26 protein-coding genes and 1 pseudogene are annotated in these 25,732 nt (G+C 38.7%); 17 read left to right on the top strand and 10 right to left on the bottom strand.

The features are described from left to right. Positions 1-41 precede the first annotated feature (41 nt). Genes ACVBAX_RS22780 through ACVBAX_RS22770 form a run of 3 tightly spaced genes read right to left on the bottom strand, consistent with a single transcriptional unit; the run spans position 42 to position 1,782 of the window. Positions 42-1,178 (bottom strand): zinc-dependent alcohol dehydrogenase, encoded by a 1,137-nt coding sequence (locus ACVBAX_RS22780; RefSeq protein WP_447119102.1) that lies wholly within the window; start codon positions 1,176-1,178, stop codon positions 42-44. Positions 1,179-1,197: 19 nt separating this feature from the next. Next, positions 1,198-1,557, bottom strand: coding sequence for a spore coat protein (locus tag ACVBAX_RS22775; protein ID WP_430777014.1), 360 nt, complete (start codon positions 1,555-1,557; stop codon positions 1,198-1,200). 15 nt (positions 1,558-1,572) lie between these two features. After that, positions 1,573-1,782, bottom strand: coding sequence for a spore coat protein (locus tag ACVBAX_RS22770; RefSeq protein WP_430777015.1), 210 nt, complete (start codon positions 1,780-1,782; stop codon positions 1,573-1,575). 143 nt (positions 1,783-1,925) lie between these two features. Here ACVBAX_RS22770 and ACVBAX_RS22765 point away from each other — a divergent pair, with 143 nt between their 5' ends. After that, on the top strand, positions 1,926-2,132 hold the full coding sequence (locus ACVBAX_RS22765; protein WP_430777016.1) for a hypothetical protein: 207 nt from the start codon (positions 1,926-1,928) through the stop codon (positions 2,130-2,132). Next, positions 2,129-2,437 (top strand): spore coat protein, encoded by a 309-nt coding sequence (locus tag ACVBAX_RS22760; RefSeq protein WP_447119099.1) that lies wholly within the window; start codon positions 2,129-2,131, stop codon positions 2,435-2,437. Before ACVBAX_RS22765 ends, ACVBAX_RS22760 begins: the two co-directional genes overlap by 4 nt. A 336-nt stretch (positions 2,438-2,773) precedes the next feature. On the opposite strand, the gene ACVBAX_RS22755 is transcribed toward ACVBAX_RS22760, so the two are convergent. Beyond that, positions 2,774-3,610: a sulfurtransferase gene (locus tag ACVBAX_RS22755; protein WP_447119097.1), complete on the bottom strand. Its 837-nt coding sequence runs from the start codon at positions 3,608-3,610 to the stop codon at positions 2,774-2,776. A 167-nt stretch (positions 3,611-3,777) separates the two neighbouring features. On the opposite strand from ACVBAX_RS22755, the gene ACVBAX_RS22750 reads away from it, so the two are divergent. Continuing rightward, on the top strand, positions 3,778-4,692 hold the full coding sequence (locus ACVBAX_RS22750; protein WP_447119095.1) for a cupin domain-containing protein: 915 nt from the start codon (positions 3,778-3,780) through the stop codon (positions 4,690-4,692). A 78-nt stretch (positions 4,693-4,770) separates the two neighbouring features. On the opposite strand, the gene ACVBAX_RS22745 is transcribed toward ACVBAX_RS22750, so the two are convergent. After that, positions 4,771-5,124, bottom strand: coding sequence for a hypothetical protein (locus ACVBAX_RS22745; protein ID WP_447119093.1), 354 nt, complete (start codon positions 5,122-5,124; stop codon positions 4,771-4,773). 198 nt (positions 5,125-5,322) lie between these two features. On the opposite strand from ACVBAX_RS22745, the gene ACVBAX_RS22740 reads away from it, so the two are divergent. Both ACVBAX_RS22740 and ACVBAX_RS22735 read left to right on the top strand, forming a co-directional pair. Beyond that, positions 5,323-5,652, top strand: a complete 330-nt coding sequence (locus ACVBAX_RS22740) for a hypothetical protein (RefSeq protein WP_447119091.1) — start codon at positions 5,323-5,325, stop codon at positions 5,650-5,652. A gap of 265 nt (positions 5,653-5,917) precedes the next feature. Continuing rightward, positions 5,918-6,244, top strand: a complete 327-nt coding sequence (locus ACVBAX_RS22735; RefSeq protein ID WP_447119089.1) for a hypothetical protein — start codon at positions 5,918-5,920, stop codon at positions 6,242-6,244. Between the two features lie 67 nt (positions 6,245-6,311). Here ACVBAX_RS22735 and ACVBAX_RS22730 read toward each other — a convergent pair whose 3' ends face one another. The 5 genes from ACVBAX_RS22730 to ACVBAX_RS22710 all read right to left on the bottom strand — a co-directional run bounded on the left by ACVBAX_RS22730 (position 6,312) and on the right by ACVBAX_RS22710 (position 11,040). After that, on the bottom strand, positions 6,312-6,818 hold the full coding sequence (locus tag ACVBAX_RS22730; RefSeq protein ID WP_447119087.1) for an undecaprenyl-diphosphatase: 507 nt from the start codon (positions 6,816-6,818) through the stop codon (positions 6,312-6,314). Between the two features lie 123 nt (positions 6,819-6,941). Beyond that, on the bottom strand, positions 6,942-7,118 hold the full coding sequence (locus ACVBAX_RS22725; RefSeq protein WP_447119085.1) for a DUF3896 family protein: 177 nt from the start codon (positions 7,116-7,118) through the stop codon (positions 6,942-6,944). Positions 7,119-7,256: 138 nt separating this feature from the next. Then, positions 7,257-8,642, bottom strand: coding sequence for a thioether cross-link-forming SCIFF peptide maturase (scfB, locus tag ACVBAX_RS22720; RefSeq protein WP_447119083.1), 1,386 nt, complete (start codon positions 8,640-8,642; stop codon positions 7,257-7,259). A gap of 65 nt (positions 8,643-8,707) precedes the next feature. Then, positions 8,708-8,857, bottom strand: a complete 150-nt coding sequence (scfA, locus tag ACVBAX_RS22715) for a six-cysteine ranthipeptide SCIFF (RefSeq protein WP_447119081.1) — start codon at positions 8,855-8,857, stop codon at positions 8,708-8,710. Positions 8,858-8,985: 128 nt separating this feature from the next. Continuing rightward, entirely contained in the window at positions 8,986-11,040 is a 2,055-nt protein-coding gene (locus tag ACVBAX_RS22710; RefSeq protein WP_447119079.1) for a bifunctional diguanylate cyclase/phosphodiesterase, read from the bottom strand. Between the two features lie 332 nt (positions 11,041-11,372). Here ACVBAX_RS22710 and ACVBAX_RS22705 point away from each other — a divergent pair, with 332 nt between their 5' ends. The 12 genes and pseudogenes from ACVBAX_RS22705 to ACVBAX_RS22650 all read left to right on the top strand — a co-directional run bounded on the left by ACVBAX_RS22705 (position 11,373) and on the right by ACVBAX_RS22650 (position 24,825). Then, on the top strand, positions 11,373-12,671 hold the full coding sequence (locus ACVBAX_RS22705) for a Glu/Leu/Phe/Val family dehydrogenase (RefSeq protein WP_447119077.1): 1,299 nt from the start codon (positions 11,373-11,375) through the stop codon (positions 12,669-12,671). A gap of 16 nt (positions 12,672-12,687) precedes the next feature. Beyond that, on the top strand, positions 12,688-12,975 hold the full coding sequence (locus tag ACVBAX_RS22700; RefSeq protein ID WP_447119075.1) for an SAV0927 family protein: 288 nt from the start codon (positions 12,688-12,690) through the stop codon (positions 12,973-12,975). 15 nt (positions 12,976-12,990) lie between these two features. Continuing rightward, positions 12,991-13,239, top strand: a complete 249-nt coding sequence (locus tag ACVBAX_RS22695; RefSeq protein ID WP_447119073.1) for a hypothetical protein — start codon at positions 12,991-12,993, stop codon at positions 13,237-13,239. 275 nt (positions 13,240-13,514) lie between these two features. After that, positions 13,515-13,655: pseudogene (locus ACVBAX_RS22690) on the top strand (IS5/IS1182 family transposase); the annotation flags it as partial. 48 nt (positions 13,656-13,703) lie between these two features. Beyond that, positions 13,704-13,829 carry a hypothetical protein gene (locus ACVBAX_RS22685; protein WP_447119071.1) on the top strand — a complete coding sequence of 42 codons (126 nt, stop codon included), beginning with the start codon at positions 13,704-13,706 and terminating at the stop codon, positions 13,827-13,829. Between the two features lie 287 nt (positions 13,830-14,116). Continuing rightward, entirely contained in the window at positions 14,117-16,246 is a 2,130-nt protein-coding gene (locus ACVBAX_RS22680) for a sigma 54-interacting transcriptional regulator (RefSeq protein WP_447119069.1), read from the top strand. Positions 16,247-16,408: 162 nt separating this feature from the next. Further along, entirely contained in the window at positions 16,409-17,881 is a 1,473-nt protein-coding gene (locus ACVBAX_RS22675) for an aldehyde dehydrogenase family protein (protein ID WP_447119067.1), read from the top strand. A gap of 21 nt (positions 17,882-17,902) precedes the next feature. Then, a complete protein-coding gene (locus tag ACVBAX_RS22670) occupies positions 17,903-19,273 on the top strand; it encodes a putrescine aminotransferase (protein WP_447119065.1) in 1,371 nt (456 codons plus the stop codon). Positions 19,274-19,334: 61 nt separating this feature from the next. Beyond that, entirely contained in the window at positions 19,335-20,684 is a 1,350-nt protein-coding gene (gene gabT, locus ACVBAX_RS22665) for a 4-aminobutyrate--2-oxoglutarate transaminase (protein WP_447119063.1), read from the top strand. Positions 20,685-20,699: 15 nt separating this feature from the next. Further along, the gene (locus ACVBAX_RS22660) at positions 20,700-22,163 is read left to right on the top strand and encodes an NAD-dependent succinate-semialdehyde dehydrogenase (RefSeq protein ID WP_447119061.1); all 1,464 of its coding nucleotides are present in this window, start codon (positions 20,700-20,702) and stop codon (positions 22,161-22,163) included. A 204-nt stretch (positions 22,164-22,367) separates the two neighbouring features. After that, a complete protein-coding gene (gene nhaC / locus ACVBAX_RS22655; protein WP_447119059.1) occupies positions 22,368-23,801 on the top strand; it encodes a Na+/H+ antiporter NhaC in 1,434 nt (477 codons plus the stop codon). 199 nt (positions 23,802-24,000) lie between these two features. Next, positions 24,001-24,825 carry an aldo/keto reductase gene (locus tag ACVBAX_RS22650; RefSeq protein WP_447119057.1) on the top strand — a complete coding sequence of 275 codons (825 nt, stop codon included), beginning with the start codon at positions 24,001-24,003 and terminating at the stop codon, positions 24,823-24,825. Positions 24,826-25,732: the final 907 nt, after the last annotated feature.

The following is a 25,732-nucleotide window of genomic DNA, read 5'->3' as shown; positions in this document are numbered from 1 at the left end:
GAAAGGAAAAACCCAGTATAAACTGAACTGGGCAATTGCTTTTATGGCTTTAATATTACTTTGATACAATCTTCTGTTTTTGTATCAAAAACTTCATACCCATGCTTTGCTTGGTCTAGTGGAATCACATGGGTAACAATATCGCTCGGGTCAACCGTTCCTTTTGAAAAAAGGTCGTATAAGAATGGCATATATGGAATAACAGGAGCCTGGCCAGTTTTGATATCAATATTTCGGTTCATGATATCTCCAAGTGGGAATCCATTATAACGACCGCCATATACACCTGTTATTTGAATCGTTCCGGCTTTCCGGACTGCTTGAGTGGCCATTACAAGTGCGCCCATCGCTCCTCCCTGAAGTTTAAGACCGCTTGCAAGAAACTCCATTGGTGTCCACTTTCCATCCATCCCTACAGCATCGATGACCACATCGGCTCCACCTTTTGTTATTTCTTTTAAGTATTCACCCGTGTTTTCATGCTGTTCAAAATTGACGATTTCAACTTTGTTAGTACGTTTGGCATGCTGTAGACGGTAATCTATATAATCAACAGCAATGACTCTTTTAGCCCCTTTATACCATGCGAATTTCTGAGCTAATAAACCAACAGGTCCACAGCCAAGAATAATGACGGTGTCACCTTCTTTTACACCAGCGCGATCAACAGACCAATAGGCAGTGGAAGCTGCATCAGCTAATAGAACAAGTTTTTCATCTTCAACTTCACAATCCTCTGGAATTTTAAAAGGTGTAAAATTTCCATAAGGGACCCTCATATATTCAGCTTGTCCACCTGCGTAGCCACCTGTGTTTTCGGAGTACCCAAAAAATCCACCCATATCTCCGTGTGGATTGGAATTATCGCATTGACTTGTAAGATCATGATTGCAATACCAACAAGTACCACAGCTCACATTAAAAGGAATGATCACCCGGTCCCCTTTTTTTAAGTTTCTTACACCTGGTCCAGTCTCCTCTACGACGCCCATCGGTTCATGACCAATGACAAAATCGGTAGGTGTGTTAGGAATCATTCCATGAATTAGATGAAGATCTGAACCACAAATAGCAGAGGAGGTAACTTTTACAATGATATCGTCCGAATTTTTAATAGTGGGATCTTTTACTTCTCTAACTTCCACATTTTTTATTCCTTGATAAGTAACGGCCTTCATTTTAAAAAAATCCCTCCTTCTATTGGTTAGGTGTAGCAAACATGCCGCCTCTGTCTGTATCTAATGGGAAAAGCTCCATTTGTCCAATTTGAACAGCAGTTTCGGCGCCTTTCATATCGACCTTGTATTGCTCGTTAAAGTCATGAGGATGTAGCCACTTATTTTTGATCATCAATTCAGAAATTTCTCCATGTAAGTCAATGGCTGCCTCGAGTTGTTTTGTTAATACCCTTCTTAGTTCAGGACTTGCGGTTTCTGTAATTGCAAATCCATAATTTCGGATTCCATTTTTAACCGATAATAAAAAATCCATGGCGAAGGTTGAGTCAGCTAAATTCGGCATACCCTCAGCATTTCTTGGATCTAAATAATCTTGCATCTTTTCACCTCCAGTTTAATGAAGTACGTCACTTTGTTTATAGAAAGGAATTAATTCATTGATATCTTGAATGGACTGCTCCACATTCTTGGCCATTAATTGCTTTAGCTCATTATTAAAACAAATACCCATCATTAATTTTGATCTTAATAAGCTAACCGTTTTAAAGTTAATAATTTCGTGAGTTTCTAATGTTTCATGAATGGCTAATCTTTCGTTGTTCATACAAACACCTCCATTACGAATCAACCTTATTTTCTCCATACTACTTTTCCTTTTATGCTCCTTCTGATAAAAATTACGAATGAATAGTATGAATCTGTTTGAAAATATAAAGGTGCAAATATGAATGTAATGGAGTGAAAAGAATGGTTAAATACTTAGGGTTACATGAGACGATGGATGTTCATGAGCTTCTTACTTTTAAAAGCATCAGCTTAACGAAGTCAACGACCATGAGTGCGTTAGCACAAGATGAGGATTTAAAAGCAATTCTGACAAATGATATGATAGCAGGTCAGCAACAGGTTAAAGAGTTACAGCAATTTTTGACCAATAGGGAGGAACAGCAATGAACCATTTGATTCAAAATATGATGGGCATGGGTGGATTAACGGATCAGGTGATAGCGACAGATTTCTTGATTTCTGCCAAATCGGGGGTAAGGAATTATACGGTGGCTATTACCGAAGCGGCTACTCCTGAATTACGGTCTGTTTTAAGAGAACATTTGCGGGCTGCAATCCAAACGCACGAAAATATAACAAACTATATGGTTTCAAGAGGGTTTTATCATCCTCATAACTTGAGCGAACAATTAACGGTTGATTTTACCGCATCAGACACAGCCCTTCAATTAGCAAAGCGGAAAAGTGATTAAACTAGTATAAAAGAAAGCCTAATTTTTATGCATTATAGGGGTTCATTTTCGGGTGCTTTCTAATTAGCATCCGCCTTTTCTTTATTTGATTCTACTATTAACGTTGACATAGCAAACCCGAGTTGATAAATAGAAGGAGAAATTCCGCTTAATAAGAAATTATTGTTGAAAAAGGGTTAAATAAACGGAGAGATTCCGACTAGTGGCTCGAAAACTTCGAAAATGGGAGAGTTTGCTTTGAATAAGCGGAAAAACTCCCCTTATTTTACCCCAGAACGAGCTCCATTCTGAATCTAACCGGAAAAGCTCCGCTTATTTCTTTTGTTAGTTACTCAATTAAGACATCTTATTTATCTTATTTTCTTCATAAGAAATCCAGTCGCTAAAGCTACCTAGATACAGTTTCACATGTTCAAAGCCTGCTTCTTTTAAAGCTAGGAAATTGGGAACAGCCGTTACTCCTGAGCCACAATAAACGATCAATTCCTTTTCAGATTCTATATCTGAAAACCTCTCTTTTTGATCTTCAATAGTATGGTAGTACCCATCATGAAGTCCTTCCATCCATGGTTTATTAATAGCGCCTGGAATATGGCCTTTCTTCTTATCAATGGGCTCTTCTATTCCTAAGTATCTTTTGTTCTCACGAGAGTCAATCAATACGATGTTTGGTTGCTTTCCAGATACGACTTCTTGCACCTCTATTACGTCAGCCAATAAATTAGGCTGTAGGTCAACAAAGAAAGTCGATTTTTCAAAATCAGGTACATCAGCACTAGTTGGGTAATTGGCTTTTGTCCAATTTTTATATCCTCCATCAAGTACATATACTTTTTTATGTCCTAGATATGACAGCATCCACCATAACCTTGCAGCATAGGCTCCTTCACCATTATCATAAGCGACAATGGTTGTTTCTTGATCAATGCCTGCAGTTTCAAGTTTCTCTTTTAGTTCGTTTATGTCAGGCATAGGGTGTCTACCACCATGAATACCCACTTGTCCTGAAAGATCCTTTTCTAAATCAAAATAAACTGCTCCTGGAATATGACTGTGATCGTATTCTTGCTTTCCTAATTCAGGATTAGCAAGTGCAAAGCGGCAATCGATGATTCTTACATCTTCTTGATTCAGATTCTTAAGAAGCCATTCGTGGTCTACTCTAAATTTCATATTCAATCCTCCCAATATACAGTTTCTCTAGAAAAACTCATATATTGAATATACCATAAAGTGTTTTGGTTCAATGTTTTAGTAATTGTGTCAACTATTTTAATTATGTAAATCAAAGTACATTTTTCCCCCAGAGGCATATGATGGTTTAAAAAATTTTGGAGGTAATGACCAACATGTATTATGTTTCCAATCCGTATTCATATCCTTACTGGGTAAATCCTTCAACTTATTCGTCCAATTATATGAATAGGAATCATGAGGAGAATATTCAACCAGTAATTGATGTCCTACTTAGTGGAATAAAAAGAGAAGCAGAAGCCATGGAGCTATATAGACAGTTAGTTCATATAGCTCCAAATGAAATGCATCAGAATGATATTTTGTATGCATTAGAAAGGAAAAAGGCTCAGCTTACACAGTTAAACAATCTCTATATTCAACTTACTGGTACTGTACCTGTATACCAACCCGAACAAATCGCTATTGATAGCTACAGAGATGGGTTGGAAAAGGCGTATGATGCTGAGGTAGAGGGATATGAAGAATATCAGAAAGGTTTTTCGCTTAATCAATATCCAATGATACAGAATGTATTTTTATGGGCATTAACGGGAGAACAAGAAAATGCTTCATGTGTTAGATTTTTAAGCGAAGAACTCTCCCCGCGAGTAACGGATTATGGAGGAAAGCCTTTTGTTGTGGATATTAATAAGGCCACCAAGCAAAACGATACCTTTCGAACAGCCATATGGACTGGAACGCATTTACAGGTAACCTTAATGAGCATTAATGTGGGAGAGGACATTGGCTTAGAAATACACCAAAACCTTGATCAGTTCCTAAGGGTTGAAGAAGGTAAAGGGATGGTTCGAATGGGAGCACAGAAGGATCAGTTAGACTTTGAGAGAAAAGTGGCTGATGATTTTGCTTTTGTGATCCCAGCGGGTACATGGCATAATGTTATCAATAAGGGAAATACACCACTTAAACTTTACTCGATATATGCTCCGCCACAGCATCCATTTGGCACTATTCATAAAACGAAGGCTGATGCAATGGCAGCTGAAGAAGATCATTAAAAATCACTTAAATAAAGTCGGTAAAAAGGCATGACTAGTCTTGGTCATGCCTTTCTCTATGAAATAAAGAATCTGTTCTTATAGAAAATATTCAACCAACGCCCAACTCATAATGAATAGGAAGCCAATGGAAGCAGAAGAGTAAGTAATTAGATTTCTAAAATCCTTTTTCCCTCGCCTTACATACTCTTGATAGGTGATCTCTCCCTTAGCAAACCTTAACCCATTTTCGCTCGGTTCCACCTCATAAACATGTCCTTCGTTGTCCTGCAAAATAATTTTTGTAATGAGCTCTATCGCATTAATTTGGTGTACCCCTGCCTCTTTCTCCCCAAAATAAACGACTTTCACAGGTTGATAAATCGTATGCTTTATTATTTGTTCACTCAGCTTATATGCCTGAAATTCAAATGCATGATTCGAAACACACATAGTAAACACCTCATTATTATTATATGGTTATTCCCTATTGAGGTGAAGAGTCCAAAACTGAAATTTAACCATTATAATTTGAAGAATTCTTTAAAATCTCCATACTTTCTCCATGATTCTTTTCTATAGTAAGGGTGTAGTGATAGTAAAACATGAGGAAATATTAATAAGAATAAAATTTAATAAAGGAGAAGGTGCATGATGAAAAAAACTCTAGTCGCCATTACGTTAGGAGCTGGATTAATCATTGGAGGAGGTACAGGGATTTATTACGTTTCAGCCCAAGAAAGTGAAGAGATTATAAACGAAAACATGATGATGGATAGGATGGTAAACTCTGATTCCCAAATGGAAGATATGATGCATACAGACATGGAATCAATGATGAACGTTAAAAACATGAATTTCGGTCAGATGAAAGAACATATGAAGAACATGCATCCAGATTTATCTATTCAGCAATTAGAGGAACACTATAAGAATATGCACGGAACTGGGGGATCGGAAAATAGCAAGAACTTTCAATAAGAAGAAGGGTTGTCGGATGTTTCATTTCCGACAACCCTTTTCTTTTAGTCTCCTCAGCGTTCTTCAGAAGGTTCCTCATCTGGATCGGGTTCTTCTTCATCCATGTTAATTGGAGTGTCCATTTCTCCAGGTTGTTTAACAGCTCTTATGAAATTATTCATGTGTGGTATATTTTGGATTTTTTTGTGTATGGGAGTTTTATAAGCTAGAAATCCTAAACCAAATTTTTATCAGGATGGGTACGTTTAAAAAGAGAACTCTATTAATGAAAAATGAAGCTTATATATCAGAAGAAGGTGGGGGTAAAATGAATAAGTGGATCACAGCATTTTTTCAACTAAGAAGAAATCCTTTAATGGCATTTTTCGGGAAGAAAAGAAATAGTAAAGGTTGGATATGGGGATCGTTAATAAGTTTAGGAGTTAGCGCAGCTGCCATACGGTTGAGAAGAAATAGAATGACACAATCTCCAGTTAATAACATAATGAATAATATTGATTTAGGTAAAATGAATAAAATGGGAAATTTGGCCGGGTTAGCCGAAATTGCAGAAGAATTAATCCCTAATAAAGGCCCTGAAAAAACTAATTAAAAAACATTACTTAAAGAATAGCCTTCCTTGTGATGGGTATTCTTTAAGTATTTTTCAGAGCTTCTATTTAACGAGCAAAATTCCCCCTTGTGGTCTTATCTATAACCATACTTGTTATGGTTGCGATAGTGGCACTACCTAAAATATCATATGGATAATGGTGTCCTACCCAAATACGGGAGAGTCCTGTTAAAAAAGCTATAACCCACAACACGGAACCTATTACACGGTTATAAAGATAAATAGAAGTAGAGATAGCAAAAACAAGTAAGGTATGTTTACTTGGAAAGGTTGAGTCTCTTTTTGAAGGAATAAGAATTCCAACTCGGCGTTTCACAAATGGTCTTGGTTTGAAATAAAACAGCTTAATCAAAGTATGGATAAGGAACGTAGTCCCAACAGAAATGCCCGCTTTATAACTGGCCTTTCTGTAAGATCCATTTTTAAACCACATAAAAATTAACACAAAGACAAAGATATAACGAGTTTTATTCGATACAAATATCATAAAAAAATCCAAGAGAGAAAAACGACCTGAGTATTGATTAATTAACTTGAATAATTTTTCGTTCACTTTAAGTTCTCCTTACACAATTAATAGGTAATAAAATGCCCCTACTATGTAAGAAATATGTGGAAACAGCTTTTTCTATAAAAAAATACAAGGACTAGAGACGCAAGTCCTTGTAAAGATATACTATAGCAATCCTCTATGATAATGATTCATTTCCGCAAGCTCTGAAATATACTGGTAGTTGTCAATCATATTTTGAATCATTTCCGATTCGGAAGGTGTTAAATCCGGGTCATCTAATCTTCTTTGTAACCCCTCAATTTTCAAAGTGATGTCGTGTTTGATTTCATCATAATTCATTACAAACACCCTTTCTTTCTGCTCCAAGATTATCCTTACATCTCTATATTACAAGAGATAAATGAAAAATCGGTGCAGATTTCATTTCAAATAAGTGAACATTTAGGATAATACTCGGCTAATTGTTGCTTTGCATTTCTATATTTCCATTGCTTGAATAGACTCAGCGACCTTAACCATCATCGAGCATTCGACTCTTTTCCGAAAAATATCGCAGCTGAATTCAAACGTTCCGTTAATGGAACCTGTTGCATGTAGTGAGTTAGCCGGGCAACCACCGCTACAATAAAGTTTAGCCCAGCAGTTCTGGCATTCTAGCTTTGAGTAGCAGTTGCTACCTTTAAATTGAGCTTGAATTTCTGGTTTTGAAATTCCATCCCAGATGTTTCCCATGCTAAATTCTTCATCACCAACGAATTGGTGACAAGGGAAGAGTTCTCCCCATGGTGTAACGGCTAAGTATTCCGTTCCAGAGCCACAACCTGAAATTCTTTTTTGAATGCAAGGGCCTTCGGATAAATCCAGCATGTAATGGTAGAAGGTGAATTTTTTTCCCTTTTCGTTTCTAGCGATCATTTCCTTCGCAAGAATTTCGTATTGGTTATAGATTTCGGGAAGATCTTCTTCGGTGAGGGCATAAGGCTCCTTTGGGTCGCAAATAACGGGTTCCATGGACAGTTTATCAAAGCCAAGGTCCGTGATATGAAAAATGTCATTGGTAAAGTCAACATTGTCATGTGTGTAGGTTCCCCGAACATAATATTCTTTTTCTCCGCGATTTTTAATGAACTGCTGAAATTTAGGAACGATATGGTCATAGCTGCCTTTTCCATTAACGGTTCTACGAAGTCGATCGTGTACCTCTTTTCTGCCATCTAGGCTTAGAACAACATTATCCATTTCTTCGTTTAAAAATTCAGTTACTTCCTCGTTTAAAAGCATTCCGTTCGTTGTAAAAGTAAAACGAAATTTCTTATGGTATTCCTTCTCTTTGCTGCGTGCATAGGAAACGATTTGTTTGACCACGTTCCATGCCATAAGTGGTTCTCCGCCAAAAAAGTCAATATCGAGGTTGTGATGGTGCCCGGAGTTTTCTAATAAGAAGTCAATGGCTCCTTTTCCAACATCAAAGCTCATTATAGCTCGGTCACCGTTATATTTCCCTTGGCTAGCAAAGCAGTAATCACAGGAAAGATTACAAGTATGTGCAACATTGAAACAAAGCGCCTTAACATAGGTTTTGCGATTTCTCAAGTCAATGGAAAGGTCTTTATACTCATCTTCCGTAAATAGCTGTCCATGTTGGATAAGCTCCTGAATATCTGTAAGAGTTTCCCGTATTTCTACCTCTGTAATCTCTGGATTCGTACGGTATTTTTCGAGCATCATTGTCACGATTTTCTCCGAAGAAGCATGTTCATAAAGACCGATGATATCGTAGGCAAGTTCATCGACCACATGGACAGAGCCGCTGTACGTATCAAGGACAATGTTGTACCCGTTTAACTTATATTGATGGATCATATGAATGGTTAATCTCCTTAAAAAAATGGCCGCCCCATTTTATGTAGTGGGCGGTAAATGTATTTCTATCTATTCAAGATGTTCTCACATTTTTGGTTGGCCACTCCACAAGAAGTTTTACAGGCTGACTGACAAGATGTTTGACATGCACCACAACCACCGTGCTTTACTGTATCTACTAGTTTGCGAGTGCTAAGCGTGATAATCCGCTTCATATTAAAATCCCTCCTTTTATGCACCGATAGCATATCATTTTCATATGGAATGACCCTATGCTTTATGTCACAGCAGATATAAAAAAAAAGGTACCGCATCATAAAAAACGCGGTACCTTGTAAGAAGATTATATAGAAGGAGATACTCCATCACTTTGCGAATAGAACTGCTTCATCCAAGAAATCAATTCTTCCTGTTTCATGGGTTTGGCAAAATAGAACCCCTGAATGGTTGGACTTTTGGGCATAGAGGTTAAGTAGTTAAATTGTTTTACATTCTCTACTCCTTCAACTACGGTTTCAATGTCCAACGAATGACAGAGAGAGACAATGGCGGTAATAATCGCAGATTCTTTCTTAGACTCTGGTACACCGTCTACAAAGGATTTATCAATTTTTAATGTAGAAATGGGCAATCTTTTTAAATACGACAATGATGAAACGCCTGTACCAAAGTCATCGAGAGCTACAGAAAATCCTTGTTTTCGTATGTCTCCTACTGATCGTATCGCGTTCTCAATATCACTTACTACGCTAGTTTCTGTGATTTCAAGTTCGAGATTTTTTGCCAATATATCATACTTTTCCACACAATGATTAAGAGTTTTTAACAGTCGTGCAGATGTAATATAGGTGCCAGGAATATTAACAGCTACATGTAATACGGGATGACCATCTTTATTCCATTGTTCAAGCTGCTGACATACTTTATCAATGACCCAATCAGTCACATCGAACATTTTTCCGCTTTTCTCTAATGCCGGAATAAACAGACCAGGTGATAGAAAGCCATGAACAGGGTGATTCCAACGGATGAGTGCTTCGACACCTGAGATTTCCTGTGAAGTAGCATTAATTTTTGGTTGATAAACAATATATAAATGATCTTTCTCCATGGCCATATCAATATCGGACAAGAGACGTTGTTCAAAATTATACGTATGAATCTTTGGATCATACTCTACGATTTGATTAGTATATTCAATTGATGGGTGATGCAGGACTGCAACAGCATTAGCATAAAGTTGGCTCGCAGTTTCATTGTGTTCTTTAACAGCTATGGCACTGACGGTATTAACAAGAACAGCATGGTCATCTAATTGTAAGGGAACTTTTAAGATAGAGGAAACTCTCTCTAATGTTATTTTTAGTTTTTCATTTGACTCTTCCTTACAAATGAAAGCAAAGCGGTTGCCTTCTACTCTATAAACCTCTATAGAAGATGAATTTAATTGCAATAGTAACTGACTTACTTCGGTAAGAATTCTATCTCCAAACTTGTATCCATATCCAATATTCCATTTTTCAAGATCATGAATATGAAAAACAGCTACTGTATTCGCGTGTAATAGTTGGTGAATGGTTCTTTCAAACTGACGACGGTTAGGAAGTTTCGTTAATGGATCAAAAAAGTTCATTCGGTAATCAACGTATCGATCCAATGCTCCCGATAAACTAGAAAGAATAAGCAAAACGACAGTTCCGATGGCAACCGCAAGCAAAAGAACCCATGTATGACTTTCATGAGAGTGGTTTGTAGGAATCCCCGTGTCAGCATCTACATAAAAAACAACAGAAGCCATCCCGGTATAGTGCATACTAGAAATCGCTAAGCCCATGATCAGACTTGTCACGATTTTGATCACTCTAAGGTTCATCAAATGTTGTAATGAAGAGAAAATATAAAGCGCAACGAAGGAAACGGTCATCGCTATTACAATGGAGGCAGTAAATATTCCAGGCTTATAGGCATGATGAACCTCCATTTTCATTGCGGCCATGCCCATATAATGCATGGTTGATATGCCCAATCCCATAATGACTCCAGAAATAATAAATGCAAAGATACTCTTTTTCTGGCGATTAGCTATATAAAAGGCTAAAAGCGATGCAATTAAGGCGGGACAGATAGAAAGGATCGTTACAAAAGGGTCGTACTGCATATCAAAAGGAAGATTTATTGCACCCATCCCAATAAAATGCATGGACCAAATGCCAAAGCCCATGGCTACGGAAGCTAAGCCAATCCAAATAAAACGATGAAAGAAGCTATTTTGTTGGATTCTTTCATTCAAAGAAAGTGCGGTATAAGAGGCACCACAGGCGATTAATATAGATAAAATGACAAGTGAAAGGTTATACTCACTATCAAGAATAAAAGCGGAGTTTGGTACAGTAAACATGGGGTTCTCCTTTGTTGTGAAGTTCTATCTCTGTTACAAAGAGACATGGTGTATCCTTTATATCGGTAATTTATAATTATTATAAAGTGGTGGGAAAAATTTCTTTTTTATGCAGAAATGCATAAACCAATGTATGTTAATAAAGCTTTGCCATTGCATCCTCTTAAAGAGGATTTTTTTTGTTGATAGAAATTATGCAGAATCGAATAATCTATGCAGTTCAGTTGGAAAGTATCCATCAGTTAAAAGGAAATGGACTTCTACTCGCCACTTCTTGACTTGGCACGACTCTTGCATCTCTCAAAAGTAAATCCTAAAAATGAGGTGTTATGATGGCTGACTCAATCGTGGAGTCGAAAAATCAAATGGTTGATAGAAAAGAAAGAATTCAAGACAATCCCTTGATGGAATTTCACACGATCTTAAAAGAGGCGATGGATATTTTAAACTATCCTGATGAAGTGTTTGAACTTTTGAAGGAGCCATTGCGTTTTCTCGAGGTGAAAATCCCTGTACGCATGGATGATCAAACAACCAAGATTTTTCGAGGATTTCGTGCTCAGCATAATGATGCGACAGGTCCAACAAAAGGTGGCATTCGATTCCATACAGATGTTACACCAGAAGAGGTGAAAGCCTTAGCTGGTTGGATGAGTATGAAATGTGGAATTACAGGTCTTCCTTATGGAGGCGCAAAAGGGGGAATCGTGTGTGATCCTCGAATAATGAGCTTACAAGAGCTGGAACGGTTGAGCCGGGGCTATGTGAGAGCGATTAGCCAAATCGTTGGACCAACGAAGGATATTCCGGCGCCCGACGTATACACGAATTCACAGATTATGGCTTGGATGCTTGATGAATATAACTTCATTCGAGAGTTTGATAATCCAGGGTTTATTACCGGAAAACCTGTTGCTTTAGGGGGCTCTAAAGGACGCGAAACTGCTACATCAAAAGGATTACTATATACGCTCCAAAAGGTATTAGAAGTAAAGGAGCTTCCCGTAAAAGATTTAAAGATTATCATTCAAGGCTTTGGAAATGTCGGAAGTCATTTGGCCTTGTACTTATATGAGTTAGGAGCGAAGATTGTCGGGATCTCTGATGTGCTTAGTGGCATCTATGATGAAAAGGGCTTAGACATCCCGTATTTAATGGATAGTCGAGATTCCTTTGGTGTAGTAACGAATCTATTTAAGAAAACGATCTCGAATCAAGAATTACTAGAAAAAGACTGTGACGTCCTTGTTCCGGCAGCACTTGGTGGTCAAATTACGAAACGGAATGCTGAAAAGGTTAAAGGTCAAATTGTACTTGAAGCAGCGAATGGACCAACAACCAAGGAAGCGATAAACATACTTGAGGAAAAAGGTATCCTGGTGGTGCCTGACATATTAGCGAATTCTGGAGGAGTGATTGTTTCTTATTTTGAATGGTGCCAAAACAATCAAGGATATTATTGGTCAGAGCGAGAGGTCGATGAAAAATTAAAAGAAAAAATGGAAATGAGCTTTGAGCAAATCCTCGAAGTGAGTAAAAAGTATCGCACAAACTTAAAAGTAGCTGCTTATATCGTGGGGATACAGGCTTTAGCAGAAACGTCACAGCTTCGTGGCTGGATCAAAATATGAGAGGGGTTAAGAGGGAATGGTTGAGGTGTTATTAGAAGAAAGAGAAACGCAACCCATCCATTATTATTGTTTATCGATTGGATCACACCGCTATGATTTTACGATTGTTTATTCACATCAGTTTTTTGATAAAGCAATGGTCGTTTCCATGCAAGCGGGGAAGTGGGTGTTAATGTGCCAAGAGGATATTGAAAATAAAGAGTGTTGGGCTGAACGATTAGGAATTGTTGATGTAGATATCGAGGACTGTCAGGCGTTTTTTAAGATGGTACTTAACCATAAAAAAGTGTCTGACCAATATTAATTAGGAGGGAGAGGCATGAATCACGAATTTGTTGTGAGTTCTGTTAGTGGGAAGGTAGAAGAAGTAGCGATTGAGGTTCATTCAAAAATTTATGAATGGGAAAAATTATTTACGATTCGAACGGAAAATGGACATCTGGAAACAGTGAGCGTGGGTCTTAGTGGAGAAATCATTTCAATAGAAGTAAAAGCAGGTGACTCTATAATACCTGGCATGGTCCTAGCCTTTATTAAAGATGATTTAATTCCAACGGGTAGTGACTAATGTGTAAGGAGATGGCTAATCCATCTCCTCAGACTGTAGAAAAACTCGAGGGGTTTCAAGTTTGCCTATGGACTTTTTAAAAAAAATATAGATAGGATTCATGTGGTTAGATTTCCACTCCGGGTGGCGCTTTCCGCGGGCGGGGCCGAGCCGCTTCCCTCGCTACGCTCAGTCCAGGGTCTCGACTGTCCCGCTTTTCCCGCAGGAGTCGCCACCCTCCGTTCCAATCAATTTATTACAATTAATCAACCATTTTTATCTAGAGATAACCCACCATGATGACCAAAAATCAGTTAGATGAACGAGAACAATTAGAAATGCTTGCGATTGATCAATTAGTTCCACAAGATCATTTAGTTCGCCAGCTAGAGTCAGCTATTGATTTCTCATTCATCTATCCGTTGGTGAAAGACCTTTAATCGGAATTAGGACGTCCAAGTATTGATAGAGTCGTTTTATTTTAAATGGTGTTTATAATAAAGAAGCCACTGTCTGTCGTAGCGGATGCAGCTTATATAACATCGGCCATCTGCTTTCATGAATTTAAAGAAACTGGCTACTTAGACTTGATTGGAGCGGAGGGTGCTTGACTCCTGGGGGATCAGCGGGACAAGTGATACCCCACAGGAGCGTCAGCGACGAGGAAGCTCACCGCCCGCCCCCCGGAAAGCAAGCGCCCGGAGCGGAAATCAGCCTTTTTCCCACCATTCACAAACAAAAAAATGACAAAAGGAAGCGAGAAGAACTTCTCACTACCTTTTATCGACATTCTGTGGAGATGGCTAATCCATCTCCTTTTTCTTACTTATTTGAAAATTTGAAAATTAATATTTTTGCAGTATATAATTGAAAGAAAAGGATAGAAGGAGGGGGACGTTTGTTTACTTTAGAAAAAGAAAAGATAAGACCCCTTATCTCCATTGATTTAAATGATGATGAAGAACAATGGTCAGCATGTCTTAAACAGCACAATGAGCCCATTCTTTTTCTTAAAAAGGATGAGGAGATCATCTCCTATATTCAAATGAAAGATATTCCTCTTAGCGAAACTAGCAGTTTATCAAACATTTTACAAGCGAAAGCAGTTCCTACGTCCAACGTGTCCAAGTTAAATAACACAATTTCTGTTCCTGTTCTTTTTCAAATTATCGGCGAACCATTTGCACTTGTGATTGATGATCAAGGGGAGCCATCCGGTTATGTCAAACGGGAGGATGTCCTTGCACTATTATTCAAGCAAGAGCCTCATGGAAGTGTCGATTTACTAAAGGTGATTTTAGCCTCTATTCCAATGGGAATATTCGTTGTTGATCGAGAAAAGAAGATAATAAATTTTAATGAGTCAGGCCTGCGGATGACGAAGCTAACTTCAGAGGATGTTTCCGGGAAACCAGCTGACTCCATTTTTCACGGGGGTCATATTCACCAAGTGTTTGCATCCGGTCAAACGATATTAAATCAAATTCAGATCACTGATACAATGGGTGTTCTAGTGGATTATAGTCCGATTTTCGACTTTCATAATGAAGTAGAAGGAATTATTATTATCGTTCAAGATTTGCCAATGGTTGAGGATATGGCCATGGAAATTGAACATATCAAGAATTTAAATAAAGACTTAAATGCCATTTTATCAACGATTTATGATGAAATATTAGTAGTGAACCATAAAGGAGAGCTGCTTCGATATAGTGAAACGTTTCTATCTGATTTTTGGGGAGTGGAGTTAAAGGAACTAACCGGGAAGAACCTTTTGGAGCTTGAGGGTGAAGGTCTATTCACACCGTCTGTTACCCGGTTAGTATTGGAACAGAAGAAAAAGGTTTCAATCGTTCAAGAAACAAAGAAAAATAAGCGAATTCTAGCGGTAGGTAACCCGATTTTTGATGAAAATGGAAATATTGACCGAATCATTATTGCTTCAAGGGATATTACAGAAACAACAAAGTTAAAATCTGAATTACGTGAAGTGAAGAAGCAATCGGACCAATATAAGCAGGAGCTTGAAAGGATTAAAAGTAAAGATCGCTTCTTTAACCGACTCATTTACTGTAGTCCAAAAATGGAACAAATTATGGAGCATGTGACGAAGATTTCTCATTTTTCCTCTACGGTTCTCATTACGGGGGAATCCGGTGTAGGAAAGGAATTGATTGCTCAGGCCATTCATCAGAGTGGAAGCCGCACAAACCAACCGTTTCTAAAGCTTAATTGTGGGGCAATTCCTGAGAATCTATTAGAAAGCGAGTTGTTTGGGTACAGCAAAGGATCGTTTACAGGTGCTGATAAAAATGGGAAAGAGGGTTACTTTCAAAAAGCTGACAAAGGAATTTTATTTTTAGATGAAATTGGAGAAATGCCTGTTAGCCTTCAAGTGAAATTGTTACGTGTTCTACAGGAACAAGAAGTTGTTCCAATTGGAAGTACAACTCCGATACCAATCAATGTACAAATTGTTGCAGCGACAAACAAAAAGCTAGAAAAAATGGTTCAAGAAGGAACTTTTCGTGAGGACTTATATTATCGTTTGAATGTGATTCCTATTCATGTCCCATCTTTACGAGAACGTCCAAAAGATATACCTCTGTTAGCGTATCATTTTCTTCAAAGACTAAATGAAAAATACAATAAAAACTATCATTTTACACCAGATGCATTGAATTTACTTGAGGTGTACTCATGGCCAGGAAATATTCGTGAGCTTCAAAATATGATTGAACGATTAGCGGTGTCCGCTGATCACCCAGCTCTGGATGCTGATTTTGTGAAACAATTTTTATCTTTTACTAGTCATTTTAATAAAGAGAAACCAGTATTCAAGAATGTCATGCCGCTGCAGGAAGCACAAGACTATATTGAGGAGCAATTAATACTGCTGGCAATGAAGCAATATAAAACGACGACGAAGGCAGCAAAAGCACTCGGCATTAGCCAGTCCTCTGTTAGTAGAAAGTATCAAAAAATCATGAATGATAGACAAACCAAATATGGAGAAGTCTCCTTTTAAATTGGGTGGCGCAGACAATAGTCTGTGCCATTTTGTGTAGTTATGCAAAATAGACTAGGGTTATGCAAAATTGCATAACTTTTTTTATTGTGTCCTTGCAAACAAAGTGATAAGTGTTGGCACGGTTCTTGCATTACTTATAAAAAAGGAGGATTGATTAACATGCATGCATTAAGGATGTATATCAATGGCGAATGGAGAGAATCACAAAATAAAGAAACACGTGACATTTTTAATCCCGCAACTGGGGAAGTAATTGCACAAGCAACCGAAGGAACAATCGAGGATGTTAAAGAAGCCATTCAGATTGCAAAGTCCACCTTCGAAAGCGGGATTTGGTCACAAACTCCTCCGGCTGAACGAGCGGCTTACTTATTTAAAATTGCAGAAAAAATTGAGGAGCGAGGAGAGGAGTTAGCGGAACTAGAAACATTAGACAATGGAAAACCATTAAGGGAAGCTAGCTTTGATGTAGCGGATGCCGCTGCATGCTTCCGTTATTATGCGGGCTTAATTACAAAGCCTAATGGTGAAACATACCCGGTCTCCGATCCGGTTCAAGGGATTGTCGTTCGTGAACCAGTCGGAGTTTGTGGATTAATCGTTCCGTGGAATTATCCTTTATTATTAAGTGTTTGGAAACTAGCGCCTGCACTTGCCGCAGGAAATTCGGTTGTTTATAAACCGTCCGAAGTGACTCCAGTAACTCCCACAAGATTATTTGAAATTTTTGAAGAGGTAGGTTTGCCAAAAGGCGTTGCCAATATGGTGATGGGATCTGGTGATGTGGTTGGGAATGAAATAGTAGAGAGTAAAGATGTTGACCTTCTCTCTTTTACAGGTGGTACAAAGACAGGGAAACAAATTATGAAGGTAGCAGCAGATAGCCTTAAGAAATTATCGTTGGAGCTTGGAGGAAAATCACCAAATATTGTGTTTGCCGATGCTGACTTTGAAACGGCGGTAGATTACGCATTGTTTGGTATTTTCGCAGGATCAGGGCAAATTTGTGCAGCGGGCTCTCGAATTTTAGTAGAAGAAGAGATTTACGAGAAATTTGTTTCTCGCTTTGTTGAACGTGCGAATCAAATCAAGGTTGGACCCGGGAATGATCCAGAGGTAGAAATGGGTCCTTTAGTAAGCAAAGAGCATTTGGAAAGAGTTCTCTCTTATATTGAGATTGGGAAGAATGAAGGAGCTCGGTTGGTTTGTGGGGGCAAGCGAGTCGAAAAAGATGGTTTGCAGGACGGATATTTCGTTAAGCCCACTGTCTTTGTTGATGCAAACTTAAGTATGAGAATTGTTCAGGAGGAAATCTTTGGTCCAGTCGTTGTGATCGAAAAATTCAAAGATGAGAAGGAAGCCATTGCGTTAGCGAATGGAACTCAATATGGATTAGCTGGGGCTGTTTTTACGAAGGATGGAGCAAAGGCACTTCGGGTTGTAAAACAAATACGAGCGGGAATTACCTGGATAAATACCTTCCATAATACGTACAACGAAGCTCCATGGGGTGGATACAAGCAAAGTGGTTTTGGACGCGCACTTGGAACGTATGGTCTTGAAACATTCCAAGAGATTAAGCAGATAAATGTAAATTTACAAGTCGAACCAATCGGTTGGTTTTCAAAATAAAACGTGAATAGGAGAGATCATATGAGTACCAATATTGAGAGGAAACAAGAGGAAGTAAAGGAAAGGAACGTTCAGCAGTACATTAAACAGGTGTTAGAAATGATAGAAAAAGAGGAGATTACGGAGGCGGAGGCCAACTGGATTTCGAAGGAAACGATCCAGCATTTCCGTGATCATGTGAATCCGGGATTCCTTGATTATCGAAAAACCGTTACAGAAGGAGGACTATCGGCAGCGGTTGAATGGTCAGATAAAGATTCATGTTTTAAGGATGTAAATGGTAAGGAATACATTGACTGTCTTGGTGGCTTTGGTATTTACAATGTCGGTCATCGTAATGAAAAAGTCGTGAAGGCGGTTAGCGATCAATTAAAGCGTCAAGCACTGCACAGCCAAGACCTACTAGATCCACTACGTGCGATGTTAGCGAAAATCTTAGCAGATATTACACCAGGGGATTTAAAATATTCTTTTTTTACCAATAGTGGAACGGAAAGTGTGGAGGCAGCTCTAAAGCTTGCCAAAATGTATAGCGAAAGAACCACTTTTATTTCTACTACTCGCGCTTTCCATGGGAAAAGTCTTGGCTCGCTTTCAGGAACAGCCAAAGGAGTGTTCCGGAAGCCATTTTTACCATTGATTCCAGGATTCCGCCATGTACCCTTTGGCGACATCGATATGATGAGAAAAACGTTTGAGACATGCGCACTCGTTGGAGAAGATGTAGCAGCAGTGCTGTTAGAGCCGATTCAAGGAGAAGGTGGTATCATTCTTCCACCTGAAGGTTACCTCCAACAAGTTCGTGAGCTATGCGACCAGTATGATGCATTGCTTATATTTGATGAGGTACAAACAGGTATGGGGCGTACAGGGAAAATGTTCGCATCAGACTTGTATCAAGTGGTTCCTGATATTCTTTGTCTTGCCAAAGCCTTCGGTGGCGGTGTGATGCCAGCAGGTGCCATCGTCGCAAAAGAAAAGGTGTTTAAAAGCTGGTTTGATAATCCGTTTATGCATACAACTACGTTTGGTGGAAACCCACTTGCATGCGCGGCTGCCATTGCAACGATCGACGTTCTGTTAGAAGAGAACTTACCAGCTCGTGCTGCAGAAGTAGGAGAATATTTCTTACAAGGATTAAAAGAAGCTGCCGAAGGTCATGAAGACCTTGTAATGGAAATTCGAGGCCAAGGTTTGATGATCGGAATTGAATTTGAACGTGATGAAATTGGCTGGGAAGTCTCGAAAGGCATGTTTGAACGAGGAATTCTTGTTGCTGGAACTCTAGTAAACTCAAAAACCATTCGAATTGAGCCTCCACTTACGATTAAATACGACGAAGTAAATACAGTTATACAAACCTTTAAAGAAGTTCTACGAACCATTCGTTAAAAAATTTAGACGTGAAAAAGGAGATGAGCCTCCTTTTTCCATTAAGGAAGGTGTCGGATCCATGAAACAATTTGTTCAAATCAAAACGTCCATCCCAGGACCGCGATCAAAGGAATTATTAGATAGAAGGAAAAAAGTCGTTCCACAAGGAATTAGTAATAATTGTGCCGCATTTGTTCATAAGGCTGAGGGAGCCTTGGTGGAGGATATTGATGGCAATATATTTATCGATTTTGCAGGCGCTATAGGAACGATCAATGTTGGCCATTCCCACCCAAAGGTTGTTCAGGCAATAAAGGACCAGGCAGGGCATTTTGTTCATACGGGATTTAATGTGATGATGTATGAATCTTATATTAAGTTGGCGGAAAGATTAACAAAGCTCGCTCCAGGCAATTTTCCAAAACAAGCGGCCTTTTTTAACAGTGGGGCAGAAGCGGTTGAAAATGCAGTGAAGATTGCTAGAAAATACACGAAAAGACAAGGGATTGTGTCGTTTACGAGAGGCTTTCATGGTCGAACGTTAATGACGATGACGATGACAAGTAAAGTGAAGCCTTATAAATATGGATTTGGACCATTTGCTCCTGAGGTATATAAAGCTCCATATCCATATGAATATCGGAAGCCAAATGAAATGAATGAAGATCAGTATTCTGAATACATGATCCAGCAGTTTGAGCAATTCCTTCTTGCGGAGGTCGCTCCAGAAACGATTGCGGCAGTAGTCATGGAGCCAGTGCAAGGAGAAGGAGGTTTTATCGTTCCCAATCGGGAATTTGTACAGCGTGTTTATACTATTTGTAAAGAACACGGAATATTATTTATTGCAGATGAAATTCAAACCGGCTTTGGGCGAACGGGCCGTTACTTTGCAATCGAACATTTTGGGATAGAGCCAGATCTTTTAACAATCTCAAAGTCTATGGCTGCTGGTGTTCCGATCAGTGGAGTGATTGGCCGAGAAGAGATTATGAATGTAAGTCAGCCAGGAGAAATTGGTGGAACGTATGCGGGGAGTCCACTTGGATGTCAAGCTGCTCTTGCTGTCCTAGATATTATAGAAGAAGAACAATTAAATGCAAGAGCGGAACAGATTGGTAGATTAGTAATGCACAAGTTTCAACAATGGTCCGATCGATTTGAGCAGGTGGATGGTATCCGTGGATTAGGGGCGATGTGTGCGTTTGAAATTGTAAAGGATAAGACTTCTAAACAGCCAGATAAGGAGCTAGTTGGTAGTATTATTCGAGAGGCCATCAATAGAGGATTGCTTTTACTTAGCGCAGGGATATTTGGCAATGTGATTAGACTATTAATGCCTTTAACGATCTCTGATGATCAACTTCATGAAGGATTATTGATCTTAGAAGAATCTTTAGAAGCCGTTTTATCTCCCCAATATATATAAAGAGAGGGTTAGCCAATGAGTTCGAATATCGCTTTTCAAAAAAAGCAGTTATACAAAATGTATATTAATGGTCAATGGATTGGGGATGAGTGCGAGGCATTCATTAATGTTATGAACCCCGCAACCAATGAAGTGATCGGGATGATTCCGAATGGAGGAACGTTAGAAGCGAAGGCTGCTGTAGATGCCGCCCATCTAGCGTTTAAAACTTGGTCCAAAAAAACGGCAGACGAACGCAGTCAGCTGCTCATGAAATGGTTCCACCTTATTGATGAGCATAAAGTCGAAATTGGTACAGTGATGACGATGGAGCAAGGAAAGCCCGTCCATGAGGCAATCGGAGAAGTGAATTATGCCAATAGTTTTCTCTCTTGGTATGCGGAAGAAGGAAAGAGAATCTATGGAGAAACCATTCCGGCTACACATCCAAATAAGCGGATTATAATTAGAAAAGAACCTGTTGGGGTTGTAGCAGCGATTACTCCTTGGAATTTTCCAGCTGCCATGATTACGAGAAAGGTAGCCCCCGCTCTAGCTGCTGGCTGTACGGTGGTGGTGAAACCAGCTCAGCAAACGCCTCTAACTGCTCTGAAACTAGCAGAGTTAGCGGAAAAAGCAGGCATTCCAGCTGGTGTGTTTAACGTAGTAACCGGCAAATCAAAAGAAATTGGCGATGCTTGGTTAAAGGATTCACGTGTTCGTAAGCTTACCTTTACGGGTTCCACTGAAGTGGGAAAGGTACTTATGAGAGGTGCTGCTGATACGGTGAAGAAGATTTCGTTAGAATTAGGAGGAAATGCACCTTTTATTGTCATGGACGATGCAGACTTAGAAAAAGCAGCCAAGGGACTACTGGCCTCAAAGTTTCGTAATGCCGGTCAAACATGTATTTGTACGAATCGTATTTACGTTCAAGAAGGGATTCTCGAGCCATTTGTCGAGCTTTTTAAAAAGGAACTAAGCAAGCTCAAAATCGGTAACGGTATGGAAGAAGGAATTGATATTGGACCGCTTATTGACCAACCAGCTGTAAATAAAGTAAATGAAATCCTTGACGATGCGATTCATAAAGGCGGAAAGATTGTGTATCAAGGAGAGAAGATAGAGCAGAAAGAAGGGTTTTTCTTTCCACCTACAATCCTTACAAATGTGAATGACCAAATGATGTGTGTGGACGAAGAAATCTTTGGACCGCTTGCCGCGATTGCTACTTTTCAAACAGAAGAAGAAGTGATTGCGAGAGCCAATAATACCGTCTACGGCTTAGCAGCTTATGTGTTTACTGAAAATTTAAGCCGTGCCTTCCGAATAAGTGAAGAACTTGAATACGGAATCATCGGCTTAAATGATGGCCTACCATCAACAGCACAAGCGCCGTTTGGAGGATATAAAGAAAGTGGTTTAGGTCGAGAAGGAGGCCATCACGGACTAGAAGAGTTTCTAGAAGTAAAATATATTTCGATTGGACTAAATATATAAAACATGATTGAAAACCTGGTTCTATTTGAAACCAGGTTTTTTTCATGCTTAAAAAATTATGCAAAATTGAATGGATTATGCAGAACTGATTTCTTATCATGCAGGAAAAAGTAATATGATTACAGAAAATTAAGAATATTAAATCTGGCACGGAATTTGCAATAAGAAAATAGGAATCTATTTATTATTGAAAGAGGGATGATAATGAAAGAAAAGAAACAGCCTTCATTAGCAGTTGCTTTGATCCCGATCGGAGCCATGATTGTATTTTTATTTACAGGAATTTTCATGTTTGAAGCAGATCCTCATATTCCGCTCTTGCTCAGCGCCACCGTGGCATCAGTAGTATCCATTTATTTAGGATATACGTGGCGAGAGCTTGAACAAGGGATTATCAAGGCTGTCTCACTGGCACTACAAGCGTTACTTATTTTAATGATTATTGGTACGATTATTGGAACATGGTTAGCAGGCGGAATTGTTCCGACCATGATTTATTATGGATTAGATATCTTATCACCCACCTATTTCCTTCCTGCGGCTGCCATCATTTGTAGCGTAGTAGCAATTGCTTCGGGGAATGCATGGACAGCAGCTGGTACAATAGGGATTGCCATTATGGGAGTGGGAATTGGATTAGGGATTAATCCTGCTATGGTGGCTGGGGCTGTCATTTCTGGATGCTACTTTGGAGATAAAATCTCTCCTCTGTCAGAAACAACGAATATGGCACCTGGAATCACAGGTGTTCAACTATTTGACCATATTCGTCATATGCTCTATACAACCATACCAGCCCTTGTTCTGTCAGTTGTCATATATTTTTTCATCGGCCTTACGTTCAAAGGGAAGGGATCTGGTGTGAGTGACATTGCTACACTTCAACAAGAGTTAGCGGATATTTTCATTATCAGTCCGTGGTTACTTCTTATTCCAGTTATTGTTCTTGGGATCATTGCTATGAAAACACCGGCAATTCCCGGACTTGTGATAGGATCGATTCTAGGGGGGGTCGTAGCCATCGTAGTTCAGGGAGAAACAATCGGCAGTGTTTTATCCATTATGGTATACGGCTTTGAAATGGAGACTGGAAATGAAGTATTAGATAATTTGCTTAACAATGGTGGAACGGAAGCAATGATGTATACCGTATCGCTTGTTATGATTGCGATGAGTTTCGGGGGAATCTTAGAAACGAGTGGAATCATGAATACGATTGTAACAAGCCTATTAAAAATGGCGAAATCAACAGGCAGTTTAATAACAACAACGGTAGCAACCTGTATCACTGCTAACATTGTCGCCTGTGATCAGTACTTATCAATTCTACTGCCTGGAAGAATGTACTTAACAGCCTATCGTAAGCGTGGACTCCATCCAAAGAACTTATCACGAACGTTAGAAGATGCGGGGACAATGACCTCACCACTTGTTCCTTGGAATACATGTGGTGCATTTATGACCGCCACTCTTGGTGTATCTACCTTTCAATATGCACCGTATGCATTGCTTTGTATTATCAGCCCCATGGTTGCGATTATTTATGCATATACAGGATTTAAAATAGAGAAACTACCTAATGAAAATAAAATGGAAGAGCAGATTTTAGAAAATAATGAAGTAAGTGCAATGTTATAATGAAGAAAACTGTAGATGACTGTCTACAGTTTTTTCTCTGTTTGAGCGTTCGAATAAAGTGGATAAAAAGGTACGGTAAGATAAAACTATTATCCGGAAGCGTTTAACTTTTCATTTAAGACTATCTTTATTAAAATTAACCATGAAAACAATTTCTTCCAAGGTTATCAAGTAAATCTTTCGAAAAAGGAGAATGAATATGAACTTTGTAACGTTGAACAACGGATTAAAAATGCCACAGCTAGGTTTCGGTGTCTGGCAAGTGAAAGATGATGAGGCTACAGCTGCTGTAACTGCGGCAATTGAAGCGGGTTACCGTTCCATCGATACAGCTATGATCTATGGAAACGAAGAGGGTGTAGGAAAAGCGATTAAAGAATCCAACGTACCTCGCGAAGAGTTATTCATTACAACGAAGGTTTGGAATAGTGACCAAGGTTACGAAAGTACCATACAAGCTTTTGATTTAAGTCTAAAAAAATTAGGTCTTGATTTTATTGATTTATACTTAATTCACTGGCCAACACCGGAGTACGATACATATGTTGAAACGTTTAAGGCGATGGAAAAGCTATATCACGATGGCAAAGTAAAAGCCATTGGTGTATGTAACTTTGAAATTGAGCACTTAGAGAGACTTCTTAACGAATGTGAAGTTAAGCCGGTCTTAAATCAAATCGAATGTCATCCATATTTAGCACAAAACGAGTTGAAAGAGTTTTGCGCTAAGCATGATATCTTTGTAGAAGCATGGAGCCCCCTTGATCAAGGTGGAGAAGTGCTACAAGATGATGTGATTATTAAACTAGCTGAATCACATAGAAAAACGCCTGCTCAAGTTGTTTTAAGATGGCATCTACAAAATAATTCAATTGTTATACCAAAGTCAGTTACACCATCTAGAATTCAAGAAAACATTGATGTATTTGATTTTGAACTTTCTTCACAGGAAATGGATCAAATCAATGGAATCAATCGCAACCGACGTAAAGGTCCAAATCCAAACGAGTTTAATAAAAGATAAGAACAGGTAACGACTGTTCCAAAGGATAAATCTTAAAAAGACTAAAGAAAAGACGTATGCATATGTCTTTTCTTTATTTATCAAGGTTTCTATGACATTCCATTAACTTTGCCTTAGCCATTGTCCATCATTATTATGATGGACAATATGTATTGAGGGACAAAACTTCTGTCATTTGTAGTGCCATTTTATTTTATAAGCAAGTCGATAAAAAGCTTTTGATTCCCACTTATAGGAATCAAAAGGGTCCGGCACTTATCTGTTGGGGAATCAGGTTAAGCCACCCAAGCTGATACATAGACGGAAAAATTCCGCTTAATTAGTAAATACGATAAAAAATAGCTCAAATAGACGGAGGAATTCCGACTATTGACTTGAAAAACGTAAAACTGGGGAGTTTTGCTATCCATAGACGGAAAATCTCCCCTTATTTACCCCCGAAACGGGCTCCATCCTGCATCTAACCGGAAAAACTCCGCTTATTTCTCTTGCTGCCCACTCGATTAAAGACAAGAGTTTCACTTTTCCATATACCAATTAAGATCTAAAGGAGCATGCGTTTTTATTTATAAAAAACTATTGCATTATTTATAGGTGTACTATAAAATGAAAATCCGTCCGCATTAAGGTATTATGATTAATGAGGATTTTTAAAGAAATAATTTGAAAACAGAAGTTGACTTCTGCGAATCAAGATGATATAGTAATACATGTAGCCGACAACAACGACTTGAAAAAAAACTTCCGAAAAAAGTTTTTCGTAGAAGTTGACAACGGTGAAATGATATAGTAAGATAATCAAGTGCTTAATTGAACCTTGAAAACTGAACAAGACAACAACAAACGTCAACGTTTTAACTAAGTTTTAAACTTTAAGAGCTAATCTTACTCTTTATTGGAGAGTTTG

Source organism: Robertmurraya sp. GLU-23 (assembly GCF_052983275.1).
The sequence above is the reverse complement of the archived record's forward strand: the minus strand, read 5'-3'. Positions and strand labels throughout refer to the sequence as shown.

Bases quoted from the DNA above. Each gene is read 5' to 3' on its own strand.
- ACVBAX_RS22780 (WP_447119102.1), bottom strand. From the start codon at position 1,178: ATGAAGGCCGTTACTTATCAAGGAATAAAAAATGTGGAAGTTAGAGAA.
- ACVBAX_RS22775 (WP_430777014.1), bottom strand. From the start codon at position 1,557: ATGCAAGATTATTTAGATCCAAGAAATGCTGAGGGTATGCCGAATTTA.
- ACVBAX_RS22770 (WP_430777015.1), bottom strand. From the start codon at position 1,782: ATGAACAACGAAAGATTAGCCATTCATGAAACATTAGAAACTCACGAA.
- ACVBAX_RS22765 (WP_430777016.1), top strand. From the start codon at position 1,926: ATGGTTAAATACTTAGGGTTACATGAGACGATGGATGTTCATGAGCTT.
- ACVBAX_RS22760 (WP_447119099.1), top strand. From the start codon at position 2,129: ATGAACCATTTGATTCAAAATATGATGGGCATGGGTGGATTAACGGAT.
- ACVBAX_RS22755 (WP_447119097.1), bottom strand. From the start codon at position 3,610: ATGAAATTTAGAGTAGACCACGAATGGCTTCTTAAGAATCTGAATCAA.
- ACVBAX_RS22750 (WP_447119095.1), top strand. From the start codon at position 3,778: ATGACCAACATGTATTATGTTTCCAATCCGTATTCATATCCTTACTGG.
- ACVBAX_RS22745 (WP_447119093.1), bottom strand. From the start codon at position 5,124: ATGTGTGTTTCGAATCATGCATTTGAATTTCAGGCATATAAGCTGAGT.
- ACVBAX_RS22740 (WP_447119091.1), top strand. From the start codon at position 5,323: ATGATGAAAAAAACTCTAGTCGCCATTACGTTAGGAGCTGGATTAATC.
- ACVBAX_RS22735 (WP_447119089.1), top strand. From the start codon at position 5,918: ATGAAAAATGAAGCTTATATATCAGAAGAAGGTGGGGGTAAAATGAAT.
- ACVBAX_RS22725 (WP_447119085.1), bottom strand. From the start codon at position 7,118: ATGAATTATGATGAAATCAAACACGACATCACTTTGAAAATTGAGGGG.
- scfB (WP_447119083.1), bottom strand. From the start codon at position 8,642: ATGATCCATCAATATAAGTTAAACGGGTACAACATTGTCCTTGATACG.
- scfA (WP_447119081.1), bottom strand. From the start codon at position 8,857: ATGAAGCGGATTATCACGCTTAGCACTCGCAAACTAGTAGATACAGTA.
- ACVBAX_RS22710 (WP_447119079.1), bottom strand. From the start codon at position 11,040: ATGTTTACTGTACCAAACTCCGCTTTTATTCTTGATAGTGAGTATAAC.
- ACVBAX_RS22705 (WP_447119077.1), top strand. From the start codon at position 11,373: ATGGCTGACTCAATCGTGGAGTCGAAAAATCAAATGGTTGATAGAAAA.
- ACVBAX_RS22700 (WP_447119075.1), top strand. From the start codon at position 12,688: ATGGTTGAGGTGTTATTAGAAGAAAGAGAAACGCAACCCATCCATTAT.
- ACVBAX_RS22695 (WP_447119073.1), top strand. From the start codon at position 12,991: ATGAATCACGAATTTGTTGTGAGTTCTGTTAGTGGGAAGGTAGAAGAA.
- ACVBAX_RS22685 (WP_447119071.1), top strand. From the start codon at position 13,704: ATGGTGTTTATAATAAAGAAGCCACTGTCTGTCGTAGCGGATGCAGCT.
- ACVBAX_RS22675 (WP_447119067.1), top strand. From the start codon at position 16,409: ATGCATGCATTAAGGATGTATATCAATGGCGAATGGAGAGAATCACAA.
- ACVBAX_RS22670 (WP_447119065.1), top strand. From the start codon at position 17,903: ATGAGTACCAATATTGAGAGGAAACAAGAGGAAGTAAAGGAAAGGAAC.
- gabT (WP_447119063.1), top strand. From the start codon at position 19,335: ATGAAACAATTTGTTCAAATCAAAACGTCCATCCCAGGACCGCGATCA.
- ACVBAX_RS22660 (WP_447119061.1), top strand. From the start codon at position 20,700: ATGAGTTCGAATATCGCTTTTCAAAAAAAGCAGTTATACAAAATGTAT.
- nhaC (WP_447119059.1), top strand. From the start codon at position 22,368: ATGAAAGAAAAGAAACAGCCTTCATTAGCAGTTGCTTTGATCCCGATC.
- ACVBAX_RS22650 (WP_447119057.1), top strand. From the start codon at position 24,001: ATGAACTTTGTAACGTTGAACAACGGATTAAAAATGCCACAGCTAGGT.